Origin of the sequence: Streptomyces sp. NPDC016562 (genome assembly GCF_043076955.1) — a bacterium.
In the GTDB taxonomy this organism is placed as follows: Bacteria; Actinomycetota; Actinomycetes; order Streptomycetales; family Streptomycetaceae; genus Streptomyces.
In genome coordinates, this window is sequence record NZ_JBIBRZ010000004.1 from 567,974 (window position 1) to 589,068 (window position 21,095).

16 protein-coding genes, 2 tRNA genes and 2 pseudogenes are annotated in these 21,095 nt (G+C 71.6%); 14 read left to right on the forward strand and 6 right to left on the reverse strand.

The features are described 5' to 3' along the window. The 3 genes and pseudogenes from ACF059_RS21125 to ACF059_RS21135 all read right to left on the reverse strand — a co-directional run. Nucleotides 1–2,220, reverse strand: a pseudogene (locus ACF059_RS21125) (hypothetical protein); the annotation flags it as partial. A gap of 221 nt (nucleotides 2,221–2,441) precedes the next feature. Further along, nucleotides 2,442–2,564 carry a hypothetical protein gene (locus tag ACF059_RS21130; RefSeq protein WP_392059309.1) on the reverse strand — a complete coding sequence of 41 codons (123 nt, stop codon included), beginning with the start codon at nucleotides 2,562–2,564 and terminating at the stop codon, nucleotides 2,442–2,444. A gap of 127 nt (nucleotides 2,565–2,691) precedes the next feature. Next, the gene (locus ACF059_RS21135; protein ID WP_392059312.1) at nucleotides 2,692–3,519 is read right to left on the reverse strand and encodes a helix-turn-helix domain-containing protein; all 828 of its coding nucleotides are present in this window, start codon (nucleotides 3,517–3,519) and stop codon (nucleotides 2,692–2,694) included. A 264-nt stretch (nucleotides 3,520–3,783) separates the two neighbouring features. Between ACF059_RS21135 and ACF059_RS21140 the strand changes: the two genes are divergently transcribed. The 9 genes and pseudogenes from ACF059_RS21140 (at nucleotide 3,784) to ACF059_RS21180 (ending at nucleotide 12,164) form a co-directional block, all read left to right on the forward strand. Further along, nucleotides 3,784–4,185 (forward strand): DUF6344 domain-containing protein, encoded by a 402-nt coding sequence (locus tag ACF059_RS21140; RefSeq protein ID WP_392059315.1) that lies wholly within the window; start codon nucleotides 3,784–3,786, stop codon nucleotides 4,183–4,185. A gap of 370 nt (nucleotides 4,186–4,555) precedes the next feature. Continuing rightward, nucleotides 4,556–4,878: pseudogene (locus ACF059_RS21145) on the forward strand (hypothetical protein). A gap of 18 nt (nucleotides 4,879–4,896) precedes the next feature. Beyond that, nucleotides 4,897–6,072: an acyl-CoA dehydrogenase family protein gene (locus tag ACF059_RS21150; protein WP_392059318.1), complete on the forward strand. Its 1,176-nt coding sequence runs from the start codon at nucleotides 4,897–4,899 to the stop codon at nucleotides 6,070–6,072. Then, nucleotides 6,069–7,043 (forward strand): bifunctional MaoC family dehydratase N-terminal/OB-fold nucleic acid binding domain-containing protein, encoded by a 975-nt coding sequence (locus ACF059_RS21155; protein ID WP_392059321.1) that lies wholly within the window; start codon nucleotides 6,069–6,071, stop codon nucleotides 7,041–7,043. Before ACF059_RS21150 ends, ACF059_RS21155 begins: the two co-directional genes overlap by 4 nt. Continuing rightward, the gene (locus ACF059_RS21160; protein ID WP_392059324.1) at nucleotides 7,043–8,140 is read left to right on the forward strand and encodes an acyl-CoA dehydrogenase family protein; all 1,098 of its coding nucleotides are present in this window, start codon (nucleotides 7,043–7,045) and stop codon (nucleotides 8,138–8,140) included. Before ACF059_RS21155 ends, ACF059_RS21160 begins: the two co-directional genes overlap by 1 nt. Beyond that, nucleotides 8,137–8,520 carry a MaoC family dehydratase gene (locus ACF059_RS21165; RefSeq protein WP_392059326.1) on the forward strand — a complete coding sequence of 128 codons (384 nt, stop codon included), beginning with the start codon at nucleotides 8,137–8,139 and terminating at the stop codon, nucleotides 8,518–8,520. The genes ACF059_RS21160 and ACF059_RS21165 overlap by 4 nt, the downstream gene beginning before the upstream one ends. Further along, nucleotides 8,517–9,683 carry a lipid-transfer protein gene (locus ACF059_RS21170; RefSeq protein WP_392059329.1) on the forward strand — a complete coding sequence of 389 codons (1,167 nt, stop codon included), beginning with the start codon at nucleotides 8,517–8,519 and terminating at the stop codon, nucleotides 9,681–9,683. The genes ACF059_RS21165 and ACF059_RS21170 overlap by 4 nt, the downstream gene beginning before the upstream one ends. Nucleotides 9,684–9,829: 146 nt before the next feature. After that, a complete protein-coding gene (locus ACF059_RS21175) occupies nucleotides 9,830–10,363 on the forward strand; it encodes a SigE family RNA polymerase sigma factor (RefSeq protein ID WP_361939865.1) in 534 nt (177 codons plus the stop codon). Between the two features lie 151 nt (nucleotides 10,364–10,514). Next, on the forward strand, nucleotides 10,515–12,164 hold the full coding sequence (locus ACF059_RS21180) for a long-chain fatty acid--CoA ligase (RefSeq protein ID WP_366866175.1): 1,650 nt from the start codon (nucleotides 10,515–10,517) through the stop codon (nucleotides 12,162–12,164). 6 nt (nucleotides 12,165–12,170) lie between these two features. On the opposite strand, the gene ACF059_RS21185 is transcribed toward ACF059_RS21180, so the two are convergent. The 3 genes from ACF059_RS21185 to ACF059_RS21195 form a co-directional block, all read right to left on the reverse strand. Beyond that, on the reverse strand, nucleotides 12,171–12,746 hold the full coding sequence (locus ACF059_RS21185; RefSeq protein WP_392059332.1) for an antibiotic biosynthesis monooxygenase: 576 nt from the start codon (nucleotides 12,744–12,746) through the stop codon (nucleotides 12,171–12,173). A gap of 13 nt (nucleotides 12,747–12,759) precedes the next feature. Beyond that, on the reverse strand, nucleotides 12,760–16,152 hold the full coding sequence (locus ACF059_RS21190) for a PAS domain-containing protein (RefSeq protein WP_392059334.1): 3,393 nt from the start codon (nucleotides 16,150–16,152) through the stop codon (nucleotides 12,760–12,762). Nucleotides 16,153–16,271: 119 nt separating this feature from the next. After that, nucleotides 16,272–16,703 (reverse strand): SSI family serine proteinase inhibitor, encoded by a 432-nt coding sequence (locus tag ACF059_RS21195; RefSeq protein ID WP_392059336.1) that lies wholly within the window; start codon nucleotides 16,701–16,703, stop codon nucleotides 16,272–16,274. Nucleotides 16,704–16,912: 209 nt separating this feature from the next. On the opposite strand from ACF059_RS21195, the gene ACF059_RS21200 reads away from it, so the two are divergent. From ACF059_RS21200 to ACF059_RS21220, 5 genes are all read left to right on the forward strand, one after another. Further along, a tRNA-Ser gene (locus ACF059_RS21200) sits at nucleotides 16,913–17,003 on the forward strand. A gap of 218 nt (nucleotides 17,004–17,221) precedes the next feature. Beyond that, a tRNA-Arg gene (locus ACF059_RS21205) sits at nucleotides 17,222–17,294 on the forward strand. A gap of 476 nt (nucleotides 17,295–17,770) precedes the next feature. Then, entirely contained in the window at nucleotides 17,771–19,054 is a 1,284-nt protein-coding gene (locus ACF059_RS21210) for an ice-binding family protein (RefSeq protein WP_392059339.1), read from the forward strand. Nucleotides 19,055–19,296: 242 nt separating this feature from the next. Beyond that, on the forward strand, nucleotides 19,297–19,908 hold the full coding sequence (locus ACF059_RS21215; protein ID WP_392059342.1) for a DUF5819 family protein: 612 nt from the start codon (nucleotides 19,297–19,299) through the stop codon (nucleotides 19,906–19,908). Further along, nucleotides 19,898–21,073 carry an HTTM domain-containing protein gene (locus ACF059_RS21220; RefSeq protein ID WP_392059345.1) on the forward strand — a complete coding sequence of 392 codons (1,176 nt, stop codon included), beginning with the start codon at nucleotides 19,898–19,900 and terminating at the stop codon, nucleotides 21,071–21,073. Before ACF059_RS21215 ends, ACF059_RS21220 begins: the two co-directional genes overlap by 11 nt. Nucleotides 21,074–21,095: the final 22 nt, after the last annotated feature.

The window sequence follows — 21,095 nt, forward strand, 5'->3', positions numbered from 1 at the left end:
GGTGCGGGTGGTGCCGTTGGGGTAGACGGAGACGTAGCTGCCGGCGGTGGGGTCGGTGGCTGTGACGTTGAGGACGACGGCGGTGACGCCGGTGGCGGGGAGGCCTGCGGTGTCGGCGACCTGGAGGGTCACCGTTCCGCCTTGGCCGACCTTCGCCTTGGGCACGCCCAGTCCCATACGGGTGTCCATCAGCCGCGTGGGCGTGATCGGCTTGTACGTGGAGCCGGAGCCGTCGGTGGTGTAGTAGCCGGCGACGTCGGCGATGAGGTCGACCGATCCGGCGTTGTTGTAGAAGCTGACCTTCCCGTTGACGACGGGGACGACGACGAGGTTCGGAATCGTCTGTCCTGCGGTGAAGTTGAGGTTCGAGGCGCTGGTGCGGGTGGTGCCATTGGGATAGACCGACACGTAGCTGCCCGCGGTGGGGTCGGTCGCCGTGACGTTCAGGACGACGGCCGTGACCCCGGTGGCGGGGATGCCTGCGGTGCCGGTGACCTGGAGGGTTGCGGTGCCGCCTCCGCTGATTTTGGCTTTGGGGACGCCGAGTCCTTCGCGGGTGTCCATCAGCCGGGTGGGTGTGATCGGCTTGTACGTACCCAGGCCGGAGACCGCGGGCGGCGTCACCGTCAGCGTGCCGCGCGGGTAACTGAAGCTGAGCTCGCTGACCGTGATGGTCCAGTGGCCGGCGGGGGCCGTACGCAGGTCCACGGTCGCCTTCAGCGTCCGGGCGTCGTCGGAGACCGAGACGGTCGTGGCCGTCAGCGGCGTCGGGCCGCCGCTCAGCCTGATGGTGGTGTTCTTGCTCAGCGCGGTGCCCTGCACGGTGAGGGTCGCGACCGTACCGCTCTGCGCGGTGGTCGGCGTGACGTCCCCGACGGACAGTTCCTCGGGGCCGCAGGGCGCGGTGGTGCAGACCACCTCGGCGCGGTACGCCGTACGATCCGCCTCGTCCGGCAGCGCGAGGACGAACAGGCTCTGGCCGGTGCTCTGGCAGTCGTAGGGGGACGAGTTGCCCATGCAGAGGTTGCGCCCGTCGCCGGTGTAGAGCGCGGCCTCCGGGGTGGACGCTCCGCCGTCCGTGGCGGTGATGTCGATCCTGAACCGGTTCCCCGAGACGCTCGGCAGCACGGCGCACACGCCGGTGCGATCCTCGGAGAGCGTGCCGGTCAGCGGGCCGTACCCGTACGCCACCGATCCGGCCCGGGTGCACTCGGGCGCGGGGCCGGCCGCCGTGGCGATCCGCCAGGCGTCTAGGCGGTAGGAGGCGGGCAGGGACCAGTTCTCCGGGACCTGGGTGACGACCTGGTAGCCGGTGGAGCCGGTGGCCGTGCACGCCCAGGTCCGCTGGTGGCAGGCGATGCCGCCGGCATTGTCCATGACCAGCAGGTGCGTGCTGTCGTGGGCGTCCCGGGCGTTGAGGAGCAGCCGGTCCGTGGCGGTGCCCGTGGTGATCCGGTGGCAGCGCAGGGTGCCGTTCTGACCGGACGCGGCGGTCGTGGCCGGGGCGCCGATCGCCGTCGCGGCGGAGGCTGCGCAGCCCTTGGCCGTGGCGGTGACGTCATGGCGGTCAAGGGTGTGGCTGCGCGGTGCGTCCTGGCCCTGCAGCAGGACGGTGTACCCCTTGCCGCCGGTGAAGGAGCAGCTGCTGAGGGCGTCTGTTAGGAGAGACTGGCTCGGGGTCGGGTGTCTGTAGCAGGAAGGCGGCCCGTTGCCGTCGGTGTCGATCAACCTGATCACCCAGCGCGGGATCAGGTCAGTGCCGTCCGGGAGGCCGTAGCGGATCCGGAGGAGCTCGGAGGCGGAGTGTGCGTCGGCCGGGATGGTCAGGCAGTGCGAGAAGACGCCGTTGCCGGTCTCCAGGCGCACGGCTCCCGCGTCGTCGGCGAAACTTCCGGCGGGCAGGATCTGGCAGCCGGCCTGGAGTACGTCCGTACGGACGAAGTGGACGCCGTACGGCCCGGTCGCGGTCTCGTCGTCGGCGTGCACGAGTGCACGGAACGGCGCCGTCCCGGTCAGGGTGCACTCGCCCCCGGGGAGATCCCCGGCGGTGCACTGGGCGGCGCCGTTCTTGTCGACCACCTCGACCTGGACGGTGAGGCTCGCGCCGCCGAGCGAGGTGAGGGCGGCGATCCGGGCGCCCTGCGGGCTCGGCAGTTGCAGGCAGTGCGTCTGTCCCGCCGTGGTGAAGTGACCCGCGTACCGCCCCTCGGCGACGCTCACGCAGTCTTCGGCGGCCGGCGCAGCCTGAGCCACACCCACCGGCAGGAGAAGTGCGGCTAGGACGGCCAGCAAGCACGTCAGTACGGTGGAAATGGGGCGTCTCGCGGACGCCAATGCCGGTGGCATGAACCCCCCAGGGTGGTGTGCGACGAGTGATCGTCGCACACCCGTACGGGGCCTGGACGCGGCCGTCCGCGGACGGGGACGGACCGTCCGGAACGTCAGCGGCCGTTCGTGTCGCCGTTCTCGCGGCGGTTGCGGTTGCGTCGGCCCAGAGCCCCCGCCAAGCCGATCAAGCCGCCCGTGAGCGCGCCGGCCACCAGGATGCGCAGCAGGTCTTCCATGTGTTCTCCCCCTTCGAAGCCAGGTTCACCGTCGCTCAGGCCTCCCCCGGGCAGCCTGAGCGACGACGACGAACAGCACGCTATCCAGGTGCGGACGGCCTGGCTTGGACGAATTTGACCTCGTCGCTCACAGGGCGAGGGCTCCCTCCGTCACGCGGGCGGCGGCCATCTGGCCGGGAGTGGTTCCGGCCAGGGCCCGGAACTCGCGGTTGAGGTGGGCCTGGTCGTAGAAACCGCAGGCGGCGGTCGCGTCGGTGAGGTTCACACCCTCGCGCGTGAGCAGCCGCACGGCGCGGTGGAAGCGCAGCACCCGTGCGGACGACTTGGGCGTCAGGCCGATCTGCTCGGTGAACCGGCGGATCAGGTACCCCTGGCTCCAGCCCACTTCGGCCGCGATCGCACCGACCGGCATCGCCCCGCCGGCGCGGGACAGCAGGCGCCAGGCGTGGCTCACCTCGGGCGCGGGACGCGGGCCCCGCTCGAACCGGGCGGACAACGCGATGTCCAGCAGGTCGAACCGGGCGCCCCAGTCGCTGGTGGCCGCCAGTTGTTCCACCAGGAATCCGGCCCGGGGCCCCAGGACGTCGCAGAGTTCGACCACCCTGTTGGTCAGCTCCCTCATCGGCACGGCGAACAGCCGAAACGCGCCCAGCGGGGTCAGCTCTAACCGAATCGCCTCCTGGCCACCGGGGTGGTGACACACCCGGGGTCCGTCCTCCAGACCCGCGATCAGCGAGCCGGTCACCTGGCTGACCGGGCTCGTGTCGCCCAGCCGGCGCACTTGGGCGAAGGGCTCCCGGAGGCTGATCACCACGACGGCCCGACCCGTGGGAACCAGGCGCACCCGATAGGGCGTGACCGCCGCCTCCCAGTAGCCGGCGTAGCTGTGCACGAAGGGGCGCAGGTGGGCAGGCCACGGCCGGGTCACCCGCCACCGGCCACCCACCCGGGTCATCTCGACCCCCCGTCCGGACGTGCCTGCGCCTGCGCCTGCCCTTGCGACTGCGACCACCGGCATGTCCCTCTTCCTCCCGTGGCGACGAGCCCCTCCCCTTACTGCACACCATCCCCGGCCTGCTGTCTGCGGTGGTTTTGGGCTTTACGGGTGGTGTTTGTCGGAAGATCGGCGCGGGCGGTGGGTGGCGTCGAGTTGCGACCACATCATGACGAATGTATGCAGATCCACCCGTCGGAACATCGCGAAATGAGGCACTCCGTCATGGCTCACCGCAGCATCCTCACGTCGATCTGGACCTCCGTCCTCGCCGTCCTCGCCGCTCTGCTCGGCTTCCTCGGTCTCGCCGGGAAAGCGGCCCCCGTCGCCGCCGGTGTCCCGGCTCCCGCCGCTGCCGCCACCGCCCGCCGCCGGCCGGCCGTCGTGGCCCGACGGACCTGGCGAGCGATGATGCGGGGTGGTTCGCTCCCGCCGACCATCAAGCAGCGGATCCGCGCCGAGGCCCACGGCAAGACCCCGTCCGTCCGGCGCTCGACCACCGCGGCGGCCATGGCCGGCGCTCGTGAGACCGGTGGTACGTCCGTGACCATGCCCGGAGCGGCCTCCGTACCGGCTGCGGCGCCCGTGAACGCCCCGGCTCGTGCAGCGCTCGCGCTCGCCGCGTAGCTCCGTGACGCCGTGGGCGCTGTCGGCCCCCGCAGGACCAGCAGTACCCCGTAGGTGCAGTCGCGCAGTCGTGTAGTTGTTGGGTCCGGATCGCAGGCGCACGCGCCGCCGCCGGGCTGGAGTGTCAGCAGGAGTAGCAGGAGTAGCAGGAGTAGCAGGAGCAGTACGAGCAGGAGCAGGTAGCGAACGCAGGCGTTGGAGCCCGGTCCGTCGTGGCCGTGGAGCGCGCCGCGTGGTGCCCCGGAGCGGGGCGCGGATGAACTTGCCCCCGGCGCACGCGGAGAGCGTGCAGGGGCGTGAAGCTTTGGCATGGCAGGGCCGCAGGCCCGGGAGACGGTGGGGTTCCCGGAGGCGCGCGGCCCTTTTCGGCATGTCCCGGACGAGGCGGTATAGCGAAACGTTTCACCCCGCCCGCGTCATCGCCGCCGTCGCCGCTCTCCCCTCGCCGTCGCACTCTTCGGCGGTGTCGCCTCGGCCGACAACGGCGTCATCGGCAGCGGCATGGGCGGCGACAACCACGGCAACTCCTCCACCTCGCAGCAGGTGGCGTCTGTGCGACCGGACCGGCTGGGGTCCGGTAGCGCAGGCGCCCTCTCGCATGCCCGCCGGCCCGTTTCGCTGCCTCGACGCCCTCCCGACCTTGACACCACCGGTGAATCTGACGGACAGTCAGGTTCACTCGATGATGTGTGATGCCGGGAGGCCAGCGCCGTGCACCTCGCCCCGACCGAAGGCCAGTTGCGGCTGCGTGCCGAACTGCGGGAGTACTTCCAGGATCTGCTGCCGAACGGAGTCCCCGACGACCCGGCCCGCCAGCGCGAACTGCTGCGCCGCATCGGCGCCGACGGACTGCTCGGCCTCGGCTGGCCCGTCGAGTACGGCGGCCAAGGACGCGGCCCCGACGAGCAGTTCGTCTTCTTCGACGAGGCCTACCGGGCCGGTGCCCCCGTTTCCATGGTCACGCTCAACACCGTCGGCCCGACCCTGATGAAGTACGGGACCCAGCAGCAGAAGGACTACTTCCTGCCCCGGATCCTCAAGGGGGAGATCGTCTTCGCCATCGGCTACTCGGAGCCCGAGGCCGGCACCGACCTCGCCTCGCTGCGCACCCGCGCCGTACGCGAAGACGACAGCGACGGGAACGGCGACGGCGCGAGCTGGGTGATCGACGGGCAGAAGATCTTCACCTCCAACGCCCAGAACGCGGACTGGATCTGGCTCGCCTGCCGCACCGACCCCGAAGCCCCCAAACACAAGGGCATCTCGATCATCCTGGTGCCCACCGACGACCCCGGCTTCTCCTGGACCCCGATCGACACCGTCGGCGGCCTCACGACCACGGCCACGTACTACGACTCCGTCCGCGTGCCCGTCGGCAACCTCGTCGGCCCCGAGCACGGCGGCTGGGGCCTGATCACCAACCAGCTCAACCACGAGCGCGTCGCCCTCGCCGCCATCGGCATGCAGGCCGAGGACTTCTACGAGCGCGCCCTCGACCACGCCCGCACCCCCGACCCGGTTACCGGTGACCGCCCCGCCGACCTGCCCTGGGTGCAGTCCCGGCTCGCCGAGGCGCACGCGCGCCTGGCCGCCGTACGGCTGCTCAACTGGCGGCTCGTCCAGGACGTGGGCGCCGGCACCCTGGCCCCCGGCGACGCCAGCGGCGTGAAGTTCCTCGGCACCGAGTCCACCGTCGAGGTGTACCGGATGTGCCAGGAGGTGGTGGGCGAGGAGGCGCTCGTGCGGGGGCCGACGGCCTTCGCGGGCGGCGAGCTGGAGCGGATGAACCGGGCCGCGCAGATCAACACCTTCGGCGGCGGGGTCAGCGAGGTCCAGCGGGAGATCGTCGCCATGATGCGGCTCGGCATGAAGGGGAGGAAGCGATGACGGCGCGAGCGATGAAGCCGGGGGCGGTGCCGGCGCGAGCGGCGACGGACGCAACCAGCGCAGCAGCCGACGGCGCAGACCGGTTCCACGCGCTGCTGGCGGCCTTCGAAGGCCGCCCGGCCGCCACCGACGGCCGGGGCAAGGACGCGGTCAACGAGCCGATGATCCGCCACTGGTGCGAGGCGATGGGCGACGCCAACCCCGCCTACACCGGCCCGGACGCCATCGCTCCGCCCACCATGCTCCAGGCCTGGACGATGGGCGGTCTCCGTGGCCACGCCGACCGCTCCTCCTCCTACGACGAGCTCTTCGCCCTCCTCGACGACGCCGGTTTCACCTCCGTCGTCGCCACCGACTGCGAGCAGGAGTACCTCCGCCCGCTGCGTCCCGGCGACGCGATCACCTTCGACGCCGTCATCGAGTCCGTGTCGCCCCGCAAGACGACCAAGCTGGGCACCGGGCACTTCGTGACGACCCGGATGGACGTCCGCGTGGACGGGGAGCTCGCCGGTACCCACCGCTTCCGCATCCTCAAGTACGCGCCCGCCGCCAGGCCGAAGGCCAAACCCGCGGCGCAACGCCCCCGACCGGTGATCAACCGCGACAACCAGGGCTTCTGGGACGGCGTCCGGGACCACAAGCTCCTGATCCAGCGCTGCACCTCCTGCGCCACCCTCCGCTTCCCGTGGCTCCCCGGCTGCAACGCCTGCGCCTCCCCCGACTGGGACACCGTCGAGGCGTCCGGCGCCGGCACGGTGTTCTCGTACGTGGTCATGCACCACCCGGCCTTCCCCGCCTTCTCCCCTCCCTACGCGGTGGCGCTCGTCGAGCTCGCCGAAGGCGTCCGGATGATCAGCAACATCACCGGTGTCCCGTACGACCAGGTGCGCATCGGCCTGCCCGTCCAGCTGGAGTTCCTGCGCGTCGACGACGCCCTCGAACTCCCCGTCTTCCGCGGGAGTGAAGGCTGATGGACTTCCACCCCACCGAGGAACAGGCCGCCGCGGCCGGCCTGGCCGCCCGTATCTTCGGCGACCTCGCCACCCACGAACGCCTCGCCGCCGCGGGCACCGGCAGCGACGCCGAACTGTGGAAGGCCCTCACCTCGGCCGGACTGACCGCCGCCGTCCCGGAGATCGGCCTGCTCGGGCTGGTGCTGCTGCTGGAGGAGCAGGGCCGCACCACCGCGCAGGTCCCGTACGCCGCCACCTGCGTGTACGGGATCCTCCCCGTGGCCGCGCACGGCAGCTCCGAGCAGCGGGCCCGCCTGCTGCCCGCCCTCGGCACCGGCGAGGCGGTGGCCACCGGTGCCTTCCCTGAGCGCGGACGGATCACCGCCACGTCCGGGGGCGGGCTGACCGGCACCGTCCCCGTCGTGCCCTGGCTGCGCGACGCCACGCACGTACTGGTCCCGGACGCGGACCGGGGGCTGTGGCTCGTACGGACGGACGCGCCCGGAGTGGAGACGGCCGCGGTGGAGACCACCGCCCCCTGGTCGGCGGGCCGCTTGACCCTGACCCGCGCCGAGGGCGAGCGCATCGGGCACTCCGGCGACCCCGTAAGCGACGACCCGCGTCCCCCCGACGCCCTCGGCCACGGCTCCCGCCCGTACGAGGACACGCTCGCCGCCGCCCGTACCGCCTTCGCCGGGCTCCAGGCGGGCGTCTGCGCGGGCTCGCTCGCCCGCGCGGTGCAGTACACCTCCACCCGCGAGCAGTTCGGCCGGCCGCTCTCCACCAACCAGGGCGTCATGCTGCGCGCGGCCGACGCGTACATGGACACCGAGGCGATCCGGGTCACCGCGTACGAGGCGGCCTGGCGCATCGACCAGGGCCTCGCGGCGCGCGAGCACGCGCTGACGGCGGCCTGGTGGGCCTCGGAAGCGGGCAAACGGGTCGTGCACGCGGGTCAGCACCTGCACGGCGGCATGGGCGCCGACCTCGACCACCCCGTCCACCGGCACTTCCTGTGGGGGCGCCAGCTGGACGCGTACCTGGGATGCGGCAGCGAGCTGCTGGCCGAACTGGGAGCTTCGATCGCTTCGACGGCCGAGGGAGAGCAGGCATGAAGGCCGGTGACACGCTGCCGCCGCTGGAGATCGCGGTCACCCGCACGCTGATCGTGGCGGGCGCGATCGCCTCCCGCGACTACCAGGACGTGCACCACGACGCGGAACTCGCTCGGGAGAAGGGCTCCCCGGACATCTTCATGAACATCCTCACCACGAACGGCCTGGTCGGCCGCTACGTCACCGATCACCTCGGGCCGCACGCCGTCCTGCGCAAGGTGGCCATCCGCCTGGGCGCCCCCAACTACCCGGGCGACACCATGACCCTCACGGGCACCGTGGCCGCCGTGTCCGGGACCACTGTCGAGATCAGGGTCGTCGGCGCCAACGGCCTCGGCCACCACGTGACGGGAACGGTCATCGCGGAGGTGGCGGCATGAGCGTCCGTTCCCGCGACGAGCTCGGCGGCCGCGCCGCCATCGCCGGCATCGGCGCGACCGAGTTCTCCAAGGACTCCGGCCGCAGCGAACTCAAGCTCGCCGTGGAAGCCGTGCACGCCGCGCTCGACGACGCCGGGCTGACCCCCGCCGACGTCGACGGGATGGTCACCTTCACGATGGACACCAGCCCCGAGATCACCGTGGCCCAGGCGGCCGGCACCGGGGACCTCTCCTTCTTCTCCCGTATCCACTACGGCGGCGGCGCGGCCTGCGCCACAGTCCAGCAGGCCGCCCTCGCCGTCGCCACCGGCGTCGCCGAGGTCGTGGTCTGCTACCGCGCCTTCAACGAGCGCTCCGGGCGCCGCTTCGGGTCGGGCATCCAGCAGCGCGAGCCCTCGGCGGAGGGGGCGGCGCTCGGCTGGTCCCTGCCCTGGGGGCTGTTGACGCCCGCTTCCTGGGTGGCCATGACCGCCCAGCGCTACCTGCACACCTATCACCTCACCCCCGAGGCCTTCGGGCACGTCGCCGTCACCGACCGCCGGCACGCCGCGAACAATCCCGCCGCGTACTTCCACGGCAAGCCGATCACCCTCGCCGACCACGCCGCCTCGCGCTGGATCGTGGAGCCGCTGCGGCTGCTGGACTGCTGCCAGGAGACCGACGGCGGTCAGGCCGTCGTCGTCACCACGACCGAGCGGGCCCGGGACCTGCGGCACGCGCCCGCCGTGATCACCGCGGCCGCACAGGGCGCCGGACGCCGCCAGGAGGGCATGACCTCCTTCTACCGCGACGACCTCACCGGGCTGCCGGAGATGGACGTGGTCGCGCGCCAGCTGTGGCGCACCAGCGGGCTGCGGCCCTGCGACATCGACGTCGGCATCCTCTACGACCACTTCACCCCCTTCGTGCTGATGCAGCTGGAGGAGTTCGGCTTCTGCAAGCCGGGCGAGGCCGCCGATTTCGTCGCCGCGGACGCGCTGGCGATCAACACCCACGGTGGTCAGCTCGGGGAGGCGTACCTGCACGGGATGAACGGCATCGCCGAGGCCGTCCGCCAGCTGCGCGGCACCTCCGTGAACCAGGTCGCGCAGGCGCAGTACGCCCTCGTGACGGCCGGGACGGGGGTGCCGACCTCCGGGCTGATCCTGGGAGCAGACGGCTGAGGGCACCGGGCCGTACGTCCTGATGCGCCCGTCGTCCCCTCCACCTTCAGGGGGTAGGGGTAGCCATGCTCCTACAACCTGAGAGGGATCCCCCATCGGCACCTGGGGCCGATTTCACGGCGGGCGGGCGCTCCTAGCGTGGAGACATGACCCCGCCCGCCTGCACGCTCGCCTCGACCCCGACGCCGTACCCGTCGTTTTCGGCGTACGTCCGGACCCGCGGCACGGTCCTGATGCGCACCGCGCGCTCGCTCACCGCCAACCCCTGTGACGCCGAGGACCTGCTCCAGACGGCCCTCACCAAGACGTACGTGGCCTGGGACCGCATAGAGGACCACCGCGCCCTGGACGGTTACGTCCGGCGGACCCTCGTCAACACGCGGACCTCGCAGTGGCGCAAGCGCAAGGTCGACGAGTTCGCCTGCGACGAGCTCCCGGAGACCGAGGAGGTGGCGGCCTGCGATCCGGCCGAGGCGCAGGCGCTGCGCGATGCGATGTGGCGTGCGGTGACCCGGCTGCCCGACCGGCAGCGGGCCATGGTCGTCCTGCGCTACTACGAGGACCTGAGCGAGGTGCAGACCGCGGAACTGATGGGCGTCTCGGTCGGAACGGTCAAGAGTGCCGTCTCCCGTGCGCTGGGCAAGCTCCGCGAGGACCCGGAGCTGACCCCGGTCCGGTGAGCGGCGGATGTTTCACGTGAAACACGAGCGGTGTTTCACGTGAAACACCAGCGCTTTCTACCCTCGGGTAGTGACATGCCGACCGGTACGTGCGCAGAATCGGCTGCATCCGTAGCCGCCGCAGCGCCGCAGCGCTCACCGGGAGGACGCTTTGCTCAGCACCATGCAGGACGTACCACTCCTCGTCACCCGCATACTCCGACACGGAATGACGATCCACGGGAAGTCCCAGGTCACGACCTGGACCGGGGAGGCCGAGCCCCAGCGCCGCAGCTTCGCCGAGATCGGTGCCCGAGCCGGACGCCTCGCCCACGCCCTGCGCGACGAGCTGGGTGTGCGACAGGACGACCGGGTCGCCACCCTCATGTGGAACAACGCCGAGCACGTCGAGGCGTACTTCGCGATTCCCTCGATGGGCGCGGTGCTGCACACCCTCAACCTGCGGCTGCCTCCCGAACAGCTGGTCTTCATTGTCAACCACGCCGCCGACCGGGTGGTGCTGGTCAACGGGACCCTGCTGCCGCTGCTCGCGCCCCTGCTGCCGCACCTGCCGACCATCGAGCACGTCGTGGTCACGGGCGTCGGCGACCGGTCCGCGCTGGACGGGCTGGACGTGCGCGTCCACGAGTACGAGGAGCTCCTCGCGGGCCGCCCCGACAGCTACGACTGGCCCGAACTGGACGAGCGCCAGGCGGCCGCGATGTGCTACACCTCCGGCACCACCGGGGACCCCAAGGGCGTCGTCTTCTCCCACCGTTCCGTCTACCTGCACTCCATGCAGGTCAACATGGCGGAGTCCATGGGGCTGACGGACAGCGACACCACCCTCGTCGTGGTCCCGCAGTTCCACGTGAACGCCTGGGGGCTGCCGCACGCCACCTTCATGACCGGCATCAACATGCTGATGCCGGACCGCTTCCTGCAGCCCGCCCCGCTCGCCGAGATGATCGAGCGGGAGAAGCCCACGCACGCCGCGGCCGTCCCCACCATCTGGCAGGGACTGCTGGCCGAGGTCACGGCCCACCCGCGTGACCTGTCCTCGATGAAGCAGGTCACCATCGGCGGCTCGGCCTGTCCGCCCTCCCTGATGGAGGCCTACGACAAGCTCGGCGTCCGGGTCTGCCACGCCTGGGGCATGACCGAGACGTCCCCGCTGGGCACGATGGCGCACCCGCCGGCCGGTCTGAGCGCCGAGGAGGAGTGGCCGTACAGGATCACGCAGGGCCGTTTCCCGGCGGGCGTCGAGGCCCGCCTGGTCGGCCCCGGCGGCGACCTCCTGCCCTGGGACGGGGAGTCCGCGGGCGAGCTGGAGGTGCGCGGCAACTGGATCGCGAGCGCCTACTACGGCGGCGTGTCCGGCGAAGCCTTCAAGCCCGAGGACAAGTTCAGCGCGGACGGCTGGCTCAAGACCGGGGACGTCGGCGTCATCAGCCCCGACGGCTACCTGACCCTCACCGACCGCGCCAAGGACGTCATCAAGTCCGGCGGTGAGTGGATCTCCAGCGTGGAGCTCGAGAACGCTCTGATGGCGCACCCCGAGGTCGCCGAGGCGGCCGTGGTCGCCGTTCCCGACGAGAAGTGGGGCGAGCGCCCGCTGGCCACCGTCGTCCTCAAGGAGGGCGCGAGCGTGACCTACACCGGGCTGCGCGAGTTCCTCGCCCTGTCCATCCCCAAGTGGCAGCTGCCGGAGCGCTGGACGCTGATCGAGGCCGTACCGAAGACCAGTGTCGGCAAGTTCGACAAGAAGGTGATCCGCAAGCAGTACGCGGACGGCGCGCTGGACGTCACGAAGCTGGACTGAGCGCCGTCAGCCCTTTGTGAGCCAGGGCCGCAGCAGCTTGCTGACCGCGGGCATGGCCACGTAGGTCATCAGGGTGCTGAAGACGACGGCGAAGGCGGCCGTCCGCAGTACGAAGTGCAGGTCCACCAGGTACGGCCCGAGCACCGCGTTGCCGATCAGCGAGATCGGGAAGATCGCCAGCCCCGAGCTGATCGCCATCTTCCACCGCGGCGGCGCGGGCCGGGCCGTACCCGGCTTGGCGAACCACGTCTCCATGCCGTGCAGTTCCCGGCGGGCTATCTCCGTGTGGTGGTGGCCGAGGCAGTTCGAGAACCACTGCGCCCGCTCCGGGGAGTCCTGCCAGCGCTGGAACGCCGCCTGGTTGCGGAAGCGGTGGACCAGGAACCACGGCCCTCCCTCCGTCGCGGGGCGGAAGAGCCCGTACCCGAGGTGGCCCGGGAAGCCCGCGGCCGTCTCCAGGATCCCGTGGGCCCAGGCCTCGAAGGTCTCCTCGTGCCCCGGCTCCACCTGCCGTGCGATGAGCAGGTTCACCTCGCCGTTGTCGGCGGGGACGGGGTGCTCGGTCGTGTCGATGAGGGCCATCGGACCAGGATGACTAGTTGGTGCCGATCTTGGCCAGCAGGTCCACGATCCGGCCCTGGACGTCCGCCGTGGTGGCCCGCTCGGCGAGGAAGAGCACGCTCTCGCCCGAGGCCAGACGCGGCAGTTCGGACGGGTCGATGCCGGCCGTCGTATAGACGACGAGCGGCGTGCGGTTGAGCTGCCCGTTGGCGCGCAGCCAGTCCACGATCCCGGCCCGGCGGCGGCGCACCTGCATCAGGTCCATGACCACGAGGTTGGGCCGCATCCGCGTCGCCAGTTCCACGGCGTCGGTGTCGGCGCCCGCCCGGGCGACCTGGAGGCCGCGCCGCTCCAAGGCGGCGCTCAGCGCGCTCGCGATCTCGTCGTGCTCCTCGATCAGCAGCACCCGTGAGGGGTGCTGCTCGCTGTCGCGCGGCGCCAGCGCTTTGAGCAGGACGGCCGGATCGGCTCCGTAGGCCGCCTCGCGCGTGGCGTGTCCGAGCCCGGCCGTGACCAGTACGGGGACCTCGGCGGCGGCTGCCGCCTGGCGCAGGGACTGCAGGGCGGTCCGGGTGATCGGCCCCGTCAGCGGGTCGACGAACAGCGCGGCGGGGAACGCCGCGATCTGCGCGTCCACCTCCTCGCGGGAGTGCACGATCACCGGGCGGTAGCCGCGGTCGCTGAGCGCCTGCTGTGTCTGCGCGTCGGGCGCGGGCCACACGAGGAGCCGCCGCGGGTTGTCCAGGGGCTCCGGCGGGAGCTCGTCGTCCACGGGCCGCGGCGCGGGCCGGTTGACCACCTCGACCGCTCCGCCCGGACCGTCCAGCGGCTCGGGTCCCTCGTCGGCGCCCGCCTCGGGGGCCCCTATGGCGAAGGCCCGGCCCTGGGGGGCGGGCTCGGCCAGCCGGCGACGGCGCCCGGAGCCGGAGGCGGAACCTGCGCCGGTGGGGTCCACGGAGATGCCCTGGCCGAGCGTGCCGAGCGCGCGCACGCTGATGGGCTGCGCGGCCTGACCCTCCGCCGGGGTGTCCTGCGGCTGACGCGCCGCGGGGACGGCGACCTGACCGGAGGCGTCGTCCTCGGGGGCGGTCCGGGCCGCCGGAACCGGCCAGGCGGCCGGGGCGCCGGGCAGCGCACGCCGCCGCCCGGTCGGGTTCTCGGCGGCCTCGGCGGGCTGCGCCGCAGGGGTTTCGGGCTCGGCGGCAGGAGCGCCCAGCACCCGGCGCCCGCGGCGCCCGGCCGGGGCCTCGCCGTCGGCGCCGACGGGAGCGGGTCCCGGTCCGGCCGCCGCGGGGCTCTGCGGAGCGGAGGGAACGGGAGCCGGCGCCGGGTTCGGGTTCGCAGGAGTCGCGTTCGCAGGAGCCGGGGTCGGTCCGGCGGGCAGGGCGAAACCGCCCTCGGGGGCGATGGGCCGCACCGGGGCCTGAGCGGGCGCCGGAGCCGGGCCGAGCCCGGTCGCCGGGACGGGGCCGCCGGGCTGCGCCGGACCGGCCGTACCCAGCGCGCGCCGCCGCCCGGCGGGGTGCTCGGTCAGCGGAACCGGGGGTACGGGCGGCAGGGCGGGCATGGCCGGCATCGCGGTGCCCTGCGGGGGCACGGGCCGCCCGGGACCGCCCTGTCCACCGGGAGCCACGGTGGCCTCGGGCCCGGCGCTGCCGTCGCCGGCCCGGCCGCGCCTGCGTCCCGTACCGAGGCCCGCCGGGTTCACCGGCGACTGCGCGAGCTCGGGGCCCGCGTCGGGAACGCCCGCGTCGCCCGCGCGCCGCCGCCCGGAAGGCAGCGCGAGCGCGCCACCCGCCTGAGCGCCCTGTGCGGCCTGAGCGGTCTGCGCGGCGCCGGGGCCGGCGGCCTCGTCGTCCAGGAAGGCGTCCACCCCGCGCCGGGCCCGCCGTCCACCGGACACCTTGCCGGGGGCGGCTTCCGCCGCCGGACCGGCCGGGGGCTCCGGCGCGGGCTCCGGCAGCGTCACCGTTCCGGCACCCGAGCCCAGCGGCAGCTCCAGTACGTACGCCCCGCCGGGCGCGCCCGGCACCTCGACCGTCTGCAGGACGCCGCCGTGCGCGGCCACGATCCCTCGCACGATCGGCTCGTGGACCGGGCTGCCGCCCTCGTAGGGACCGCGCACCTCGATCCGTACGACATCGCCGCGCTGCGCTGCGGCCACCACGATCGTCGAGTCGCTGTAGCCGTTGCCCTGGGGGGTCTTGCCCGTGGCGTCCACTCCGGCGACGTCCGCGACCAGGTGCGCGAGCGCGGTCGCGATGCGGGCCGAGTCCACCTCGGCCTCGATGGTCGGCGCGTGGACCGCGAACTGCGCGCGGCCCGGACCGATCAGCTCGACGGCACCGTCCACGCCCGCCGCGACGACGGTGTTGATCAGGACCTTCTTCTTGGCGAGCCGGTCGCTGCCGGAGTCCAGCCGCTGGAAGCCGAGCACGTTGTCCACCAGCGTGGTCATCCGCGAGTACCCGGCGGCCAGGTGGTGCAGCAACTGGTTGGCCTCGGGCCACAGCTGTCCGGCGTCGTCGGCGGCCAGCGTCGCCAGCTCCCCGCGCAGCTCGTCCAGCGGCCCGCGCAGCGAGTCGCCGAGGACGGCCAGCAGCTGCGCGTGGCGCGCGGCGAGGGCGTCGTAGGGCCGCCGGTCGGTGAAGGTCATGACGGCGCCGACGAGCTGCTCCCCGTCCCGGACGGGCGAGGTGGTCAGGTCGACGGCGACCGGTCGCCCGGCCTTGTTCCACAGCACCTGCCCGCGGACGCGGTGCTTGCGCCCGCTGCGCAGGGTGTCGGCGAGCGGGGACTCCTCGAAGGGGAACGGCGAGCCGTCGGCGCGGGAGTGCTGGACCAGGCCGTGCAGTTCGCGGTTGCCGAGGTCGGTGGCGCGGTAGCCGAGGATCTGGGCGGCGGCCGGATTGACCAGGACCACCCGTCCGTCGGTGTCGGTGCCGACGACGCCCTCGGCGGCGGCGCGCAGGATCATCTCGGTCTGCCGCTGGGAGCGGGCCAGCTCGGCCTCGGTGTCCACCGTCTGCGAGAGGTCGCGGACGACGAGCATGAGCAGCTCGTCACCGGTGTACGAGGGCTGCGGCTCGCGGTAGGCGTCGCGTCCGTCGAGATGGGCGCTGGTGACCTCGACGGGGAACTCGGAGCCGTCGGTGCGGCGCGCGATCATCCGCCGGGGCTTGGCGCGGCCGCCCTCGTCCTCGCCGGGCCGGCGCATGGAGCCGGGGATCAGCTTGGAGTCGAACTCGGGCAGGAGGTCGAGCACCCCGCGGCCGACGAGCCCGGTGCCGGGGCTCTCCATGACCTCAAGGGCGATCGAATTGGCGTTGACGACCGTGCCGTTGGCGTTGACGAGCAACAGCGCGTCCGGAAGAGCGTCGAGTATTGCTGCGAGGCGAGCAGCGCCTCGGGATGGCCTGCTGCTCACGACGAGCTTCCTCCCTGACCACAACTACCGGCAAGTCACGGGAGGAGTCTAAGGCCACAGGCCCGCCGGGGGGTGGCCGATGTCCGGTGGATACCGCCCATCCTGTGCATCCTCCCAGGTCAGGAACGCCCAGTCGGAAGCAGAGGTTCCAAGTCGTTCCAGCGGGCGATTTCGCATCCGTTGGTCCGCCGGAACGTGGCGTCCACGGTGTGCCCGTGCCAGGTTCCGGAGATGTGGGCGGTGGCGGGGCCCCCGTACTGAAGGGAGCAGACCTGTCGCTTGGCGACCGGGGCGAAGGGGTCCTTGCCCTCCTCGGCGAGCTGGTCCAGCCTGGCGCAGGCCTGCTCGCGCCAGGGGTGGTCGCCGCCGACGGGGTCGCACTCGATGTGGAACTCGCGGTCCAGCCGGCGGTTGCCCGTGTCGGCCATCTCGATGGTGAGGCGGTCGGGGCCCGGGCCCGCCAGCAGACGTCCCAGGGGCAGTGGGGGCAGCGGCCCGGCGGCCACGGCGGCCAGGGCGGAGGTGACGGCGAAGGCGGCGAGACGCAGCATGGGGCACTCCAGGTCGTCCGTACGTCGTACGCCTGACCAACGACGGGGGTGCGCCGACGTTGCGCGCGAGCGGGTTTTGGCGGGGGCCCGCGCGACGGCCTTAAGGCTTTGCCCTCGGGCCTCCCGGCCTTGTACCGTGGGAGCGGATTGGTGAGGGGCCCTGCGCCTGTGTCATCATCTGCACGCACCTTCGTACGCGGGGGTGTGCTGGAGGCGTCGCCTAGTCCGGTCTATGGCGCCGCACTGCTAATGCGGTTTGGGGCTTACACCCCATCGAGGGTTCAAATCCCTCCGCCTCCGCACCTCATCGAAGCCCCGGTCCTGACGGACCGGGGCTTCGATGCGTTCCGGGCCGATCCGGTCCGCCCCGACCTGTGTGCGAACCCATCCGGACGATCTTCGTCCGGGTCGTTTCCGCAGGTCAGCAGGGGTGCGGGCAATGGATTTCGCGTCCCGGCGAGGTCCATGTATTGTTGTTCTCGCAAGGCCAACGGGGCGCAAAACCCCGGGAAGCCCAAGCACTCGTAGCTTAACGGATAGAGCATCTGACTACGGATCAGAAGGTTGCAGGTTCGAATCCTGCCGAGTGCACAGCAGCCCAGAGGGCCCGGACGAAAGTCCGGGCCCTCTGGCGTTTCCGCCGGGTCCGCACCTCTCCGGTCGCTCCGCATCGGGGAGGGCGGTGGCTCCGCTGCGCCGGAGCCGGGCGCCGGGACGACGTACCGGCCGCCACGCCCGCCTTCGCGGTTTCGCGAGATCACCTGACTGGCGGCACACCTCCGCGTGTGGCGGCATTGGATTTATGGCGCAGGTGTGCGGGGCTGCCTCTTATGAGTTAATCGCGGCCTCGGCATCAGGGTCCATGTCGGATTATCGACCATCTGAGTTTCATTATTTTCATCGCGCTTCGTGCTGATGAATGTGTTTGTATTAATCCCCCTCCATGTCTTGCCCAGCGCCCGGCGCGCGAAATTACCTGCGTAATATGCGGCACCGACACACCAGGGCTTCTCGGGCGAACGGTAAGGCCCGGTACGCCACGGCTCCGCACAGGAAATGGCCTCTTGATGAAGCTGAGAATCCAAGCGGCTCGGCGCCGCACTCTTTCCGGCCGGCTGACTGGCTGGCTCACCTCGGCCGTCGCCGCAATGGTTGCCGCTGTCATGGTCGCCGGATTGCCGACACAGGCACTGGCCATTGCGACACCCGTGCCTCTCGGAACAGCCGCCAGCTTTTCCGTTCTGGCGGGGCAAGGCGTTACCAACACCGGACCCTCCGTGATCGGTCACGACCTGGGGACCCACCCGAACCCGTCCATCTCCGGATTCCCGCCCGGCTTGATCCTCGGGGCCGTGCACGCCGCGGACGCTGTGGCACTTCAGGCCAAGTCCGACCTGGTGACGGCGTACAACAACGCCGCAGGCCAGGCCACGGACTTCGCGCTCGCGGCGGGGATCGGCGCCGGCCAGACGCTGCTTCCGGGGGTCCACACCGCTGTCGCCGGTGTCGGACTCACCGGCGACCTGATCCTGGACGCCGGGGGAGACCCCAACGCCGTCTGGGTGTTCCAGATCCCCGAAGCCCTGACGACGGCCTCCAGCAGCCGGGTGCTCCTCACGAACGGCGCTTCGGCGTGCAACGTGTACTGGCAGATCGGGAGTTCGGCCACCCTCGGTACCAACTCCACCTTCGTCGGCACCCTCATGGCCCTGACCTCCATCAGCGTCACCACGGGGACGAACATCGAGGGCCGTGCGCTGGCCCGTAACGGTGCCGTGACGCTCGACACCAACAGGATCTTCCTCGGTGCGTGTGCCACTGGCGGAACGACGACGGGCACGACCACCGGAACGACGACGGGCACGACCACCGGAACGAGCGCCGGCCCGACGCCCGGAGCGCCGACCCCCGGAGCGCCGACCGGCGGATCGACGACCGGTACGACCGTGGGTCTGATCGGTGGTGGCCTCCTGGGCGGACCGAACATCGGCCTCGTGACCGGCGGCAGCTCGGGGAACATCTCCGGCAACACCAGCGGAAACACCGCGGGCAACACGGCCGGGAACAAGGGCAACGGGAACACGACCGGCGGGACCATCACCGGGGGGAACATCACCGGCGGGCACGGCGGTCAGCCCGGCGGGCCGGGAGACGACCAGGGCGGGCCGTTCCACGGCCACGGACACGACCACGGCGGGAAGCCCGGCGACCACTACGGCTACGGCGACAAGCCCGAAGGCCCGGAAGGCCCCGAGGGTCACGAGGGCCACGAAGGTCACGAGGGCCACGAGGGCCACGAAGGTCACGAAGGCCACGAGGGCCACGAGGGCCACGAAGGCCACGAAGGCTAGGCAGCAGGCTGCACGCAGCCCCTTCATCGGATGACGGCGGCGCGCGGCGGAATCCTCACGAATCCGCCGCGCGCCGTCGGTGAGAGTCGCAGCGACCTCAGCGAAGAGCAGACATGAGAAAGACCGGGTGGGCGGTGTCGAGCGGAATTGAATCAGCGGCCGTGAAGGAACTCCATCAGTCCGATTCCGGTCCGTTCCCCCCACAGCTCCATGACGAAGCGGTCAGACCCCATAAAGGGTCCATGGGTGTTCGTGTACTGCAAGCAGGGGTGCACACCGCCGTGGTCCTCTGTCTGGTGACGACCCTCGTCCACGTCGTCATGGTGTTCCTTCACGTCGCTCCCGCCAACCCTGTATCGAAGCGGTACAGCCAGCAGGTCAACGGCTGGGTGTACCCGCTCTTCGAACAGAACTGGCGACTCTTCGCCCCGGACCCCGATTCCTTCAACCGGAAAATCCTGGCGAGGACCTCGCACACCGACGCCGGCGGATCGGTGCGGGTGACCCCCTGGTTCGACCTGGCCGCCGTGGACCAATCCGCAGTGGATCACCATCCCTTCCCGAGCCATACGTCTCAGAACCTCCTGCGCCGCGCCTGGACCTCGTACGTCGAGGCCCACGGAGGCAGCGATACGTCGCGCTCGGAACGGGCCGTGATGTTGCGGGAGTACCTGCGCAACGTCGCCGCGGACCGCGTCGCCGCCCACGAGGGCGGCAGCACCTTCGACTTCATCCAGCTTCGGGTCGTCACGCTGCCCGTCGCCGCGCCCGGCACAGCGGCCGGGAACCGCCCGCCGGCACCCATCGAGGACCGGCTCCTGCCCTGGTGGAAGGTGACCGCCCATGGGAAATGAGCAGATCCCCCAGCCCCCTTCCGCGGCGGCCACGCCGCACCGGCCCGCGATCCAGGAGACGTCGGTCGCGGTCGCGGCCCACCGGTGGCTGCTCGGCCGGGCCGGCGCCCTGTGGGCGCTGCTCACCGACCGGCCCACGTCCCTGTACGCCGCGTCGGTGCTGCGCATCGGCTACGGGCTGCTCTATCTGATCTTCCTGTTGCGCGAGTTCCCGCACCGGGACGAGATCTGGGGCCCCGGCTCCCCGTGGACACCGGCGCTGGCGCACCAGCTCTTCGACCAGACGGGCTGGAACAGCATCCTGATCCTGTCCGAGAGCCGGGCCTACTTCGAACTCTGCTACGTGATGGCCCTCGCCACGTCCGCGCTGTTCATGCTGGGCTGGCGGACCCGCGCCCTGTCCGTCCTCTTCGCCGTCGTCGTGACCTCGTTCCACGCCCGGTCGATCTTCATGACGGACGGCGGCGACAACCTGATCCTGTTGATGGCCCTCTACCTCGTCCTCACCGCCTCCGGTCGGCGCTGGTCCCTGGACGCACGCAGAAACCGGCTCAAGACCGCCCGCGCGGGCCACGCACCGGAGCCGGTGAGGGGCCTCTACGTCCGGCAACTGTGCGAGGCCCGGGTGACGCTGACGACGGTGATGCACAACTGCGGCATCTTCGTCATCGCGGCGCAGGTCTGCTTCCTCTACGGATCAGCCGGGCTGTACAAGATCCAGGGCCCGACCTGGGGCGGTGGCACCGCTCTCCACTACGCGCTGAACCTCGAACTCTTCCAGCCCTGGCCGGAGCTCTCCCACCTCGTGGACGGGTACCCGATGGTGATCGCGGTCGCCAGCTACGTGACGGTGCTCCTGCAGGTCGCCTTTCCGTTCGTGCTGTTCGGCAAGCTCAAGTATCCCGTTCTGGCCGTGCTGCTGGGCATGCACATCGGTATCGCGGTGCTCTTGGGGCTGCCCCTCTTCTCCGGCGCGATGATCATCGCGGACGCGGTGTTCCTTCCCGACCGCTTCTACGCCTTCCTGCCCCACCTGTGGCGACGCGCGGCGCGGCGCACCGGGGTGGGACGGCGGGAGCCCGGCCGGGTCGAGGGAACCGGGTTCGTACCGTCGCAGGGCAGGCCCGGCGTGCCCAGTTCAGAGCAGCGAGCCACTCCTGCATAGAAGGAGGTCACGCCGGCACTTC

Coding starts and splice junctions, on each gene's coding strand:
- ACF059_RS21220 (WP_392059345.1), top strand. CDS start 19,898: ATGGGAAATGAGCAGATCCCCCAGCCCCCTTCCGCGGCGGCCACGCCG.
- ACF059_RS21195 (WP_392059336.1), bottom strand. CDS start 16,703: ATGCTGCGTCTCGCCGCCTTCGCCGTCACCTCCGCCCTGGCCGCCGTG.
- ACF059_RS21185 (WP_392059332.1), bottom strand. CDS start 12,746: ATGGCCCTCATCGACACGACCGAGCACCCCGTCCCCGCCGACAACGGC.
- ACF059_RS21175 (WP_361939865.1), top strand. CDS start 9,830: ATGACCCCGCCCGCCTGCACGCTCGCCTCGACCCCGACGCCGTACCCG.
- ACF059_RS21165 (WP_392059326.1), top strand. CDS start 8,137: ATGAAGGCCGGTGACACGCTGCCGCCGCTGGAGATCGCGGTCACCCGC.
- ACF059_RS21170 (WP_392059329.1), top strand. CDS start 8,517: ATGAGCGTCCGTTCCCGCGACGAGCTCGGCGGCCGCGCCGCCATCGCC.
- ACF059_RS21135 (WP_392059312.1), bottom strand. CDS start 3,519: ATGACCCGGGTGGGTGGCCGGTGGCGGGTGACCCGGCCGTGGCCTGCC.
- ACF059_RS21210 (WP_392059339.1), top strand. CDS start 17,771: ATGAAGCTGAGAATCCAAGCGGCTCGGCGCCGCACTCTTTCCGGCCGG.
- ACF059_RS21140 (WP_392059315.1), top strand. CDS start 3,784: ATGGCTCACCGCAGCATCCTCACGTCGATCTGGACCTCCGTCCTCGCC.
- ACF059_RS21215 (WP_392059342.1), top strand. CDS start 19,297: ATGGGTGTTCGTGTACTGCAAGCAGGGGTGCACACCGCCGTGGTCCTC.
- ACF059_RS21155 (WP_392059321.1), top strand. CDS start 6,069: ATGACGGCGCGAGCGATGAAGCCGGGGGCGGTGCCGGCGCGAGCGGCG.
- ACF059_RS21160 (WP_392059324.1), top strand. CDS start 7,043: ATGGACTTCCACCCCACCGAGGAACAGGCCGCCGCGGCCGGCCTGGCC.
- ACF059_RS21130 (WP_392059309.1), bottom strand. CDS start 2,564: ATGGAAGACCTGCTGCGCATCCTGGTGGCCGGCGCGCTCACGGGCGGC.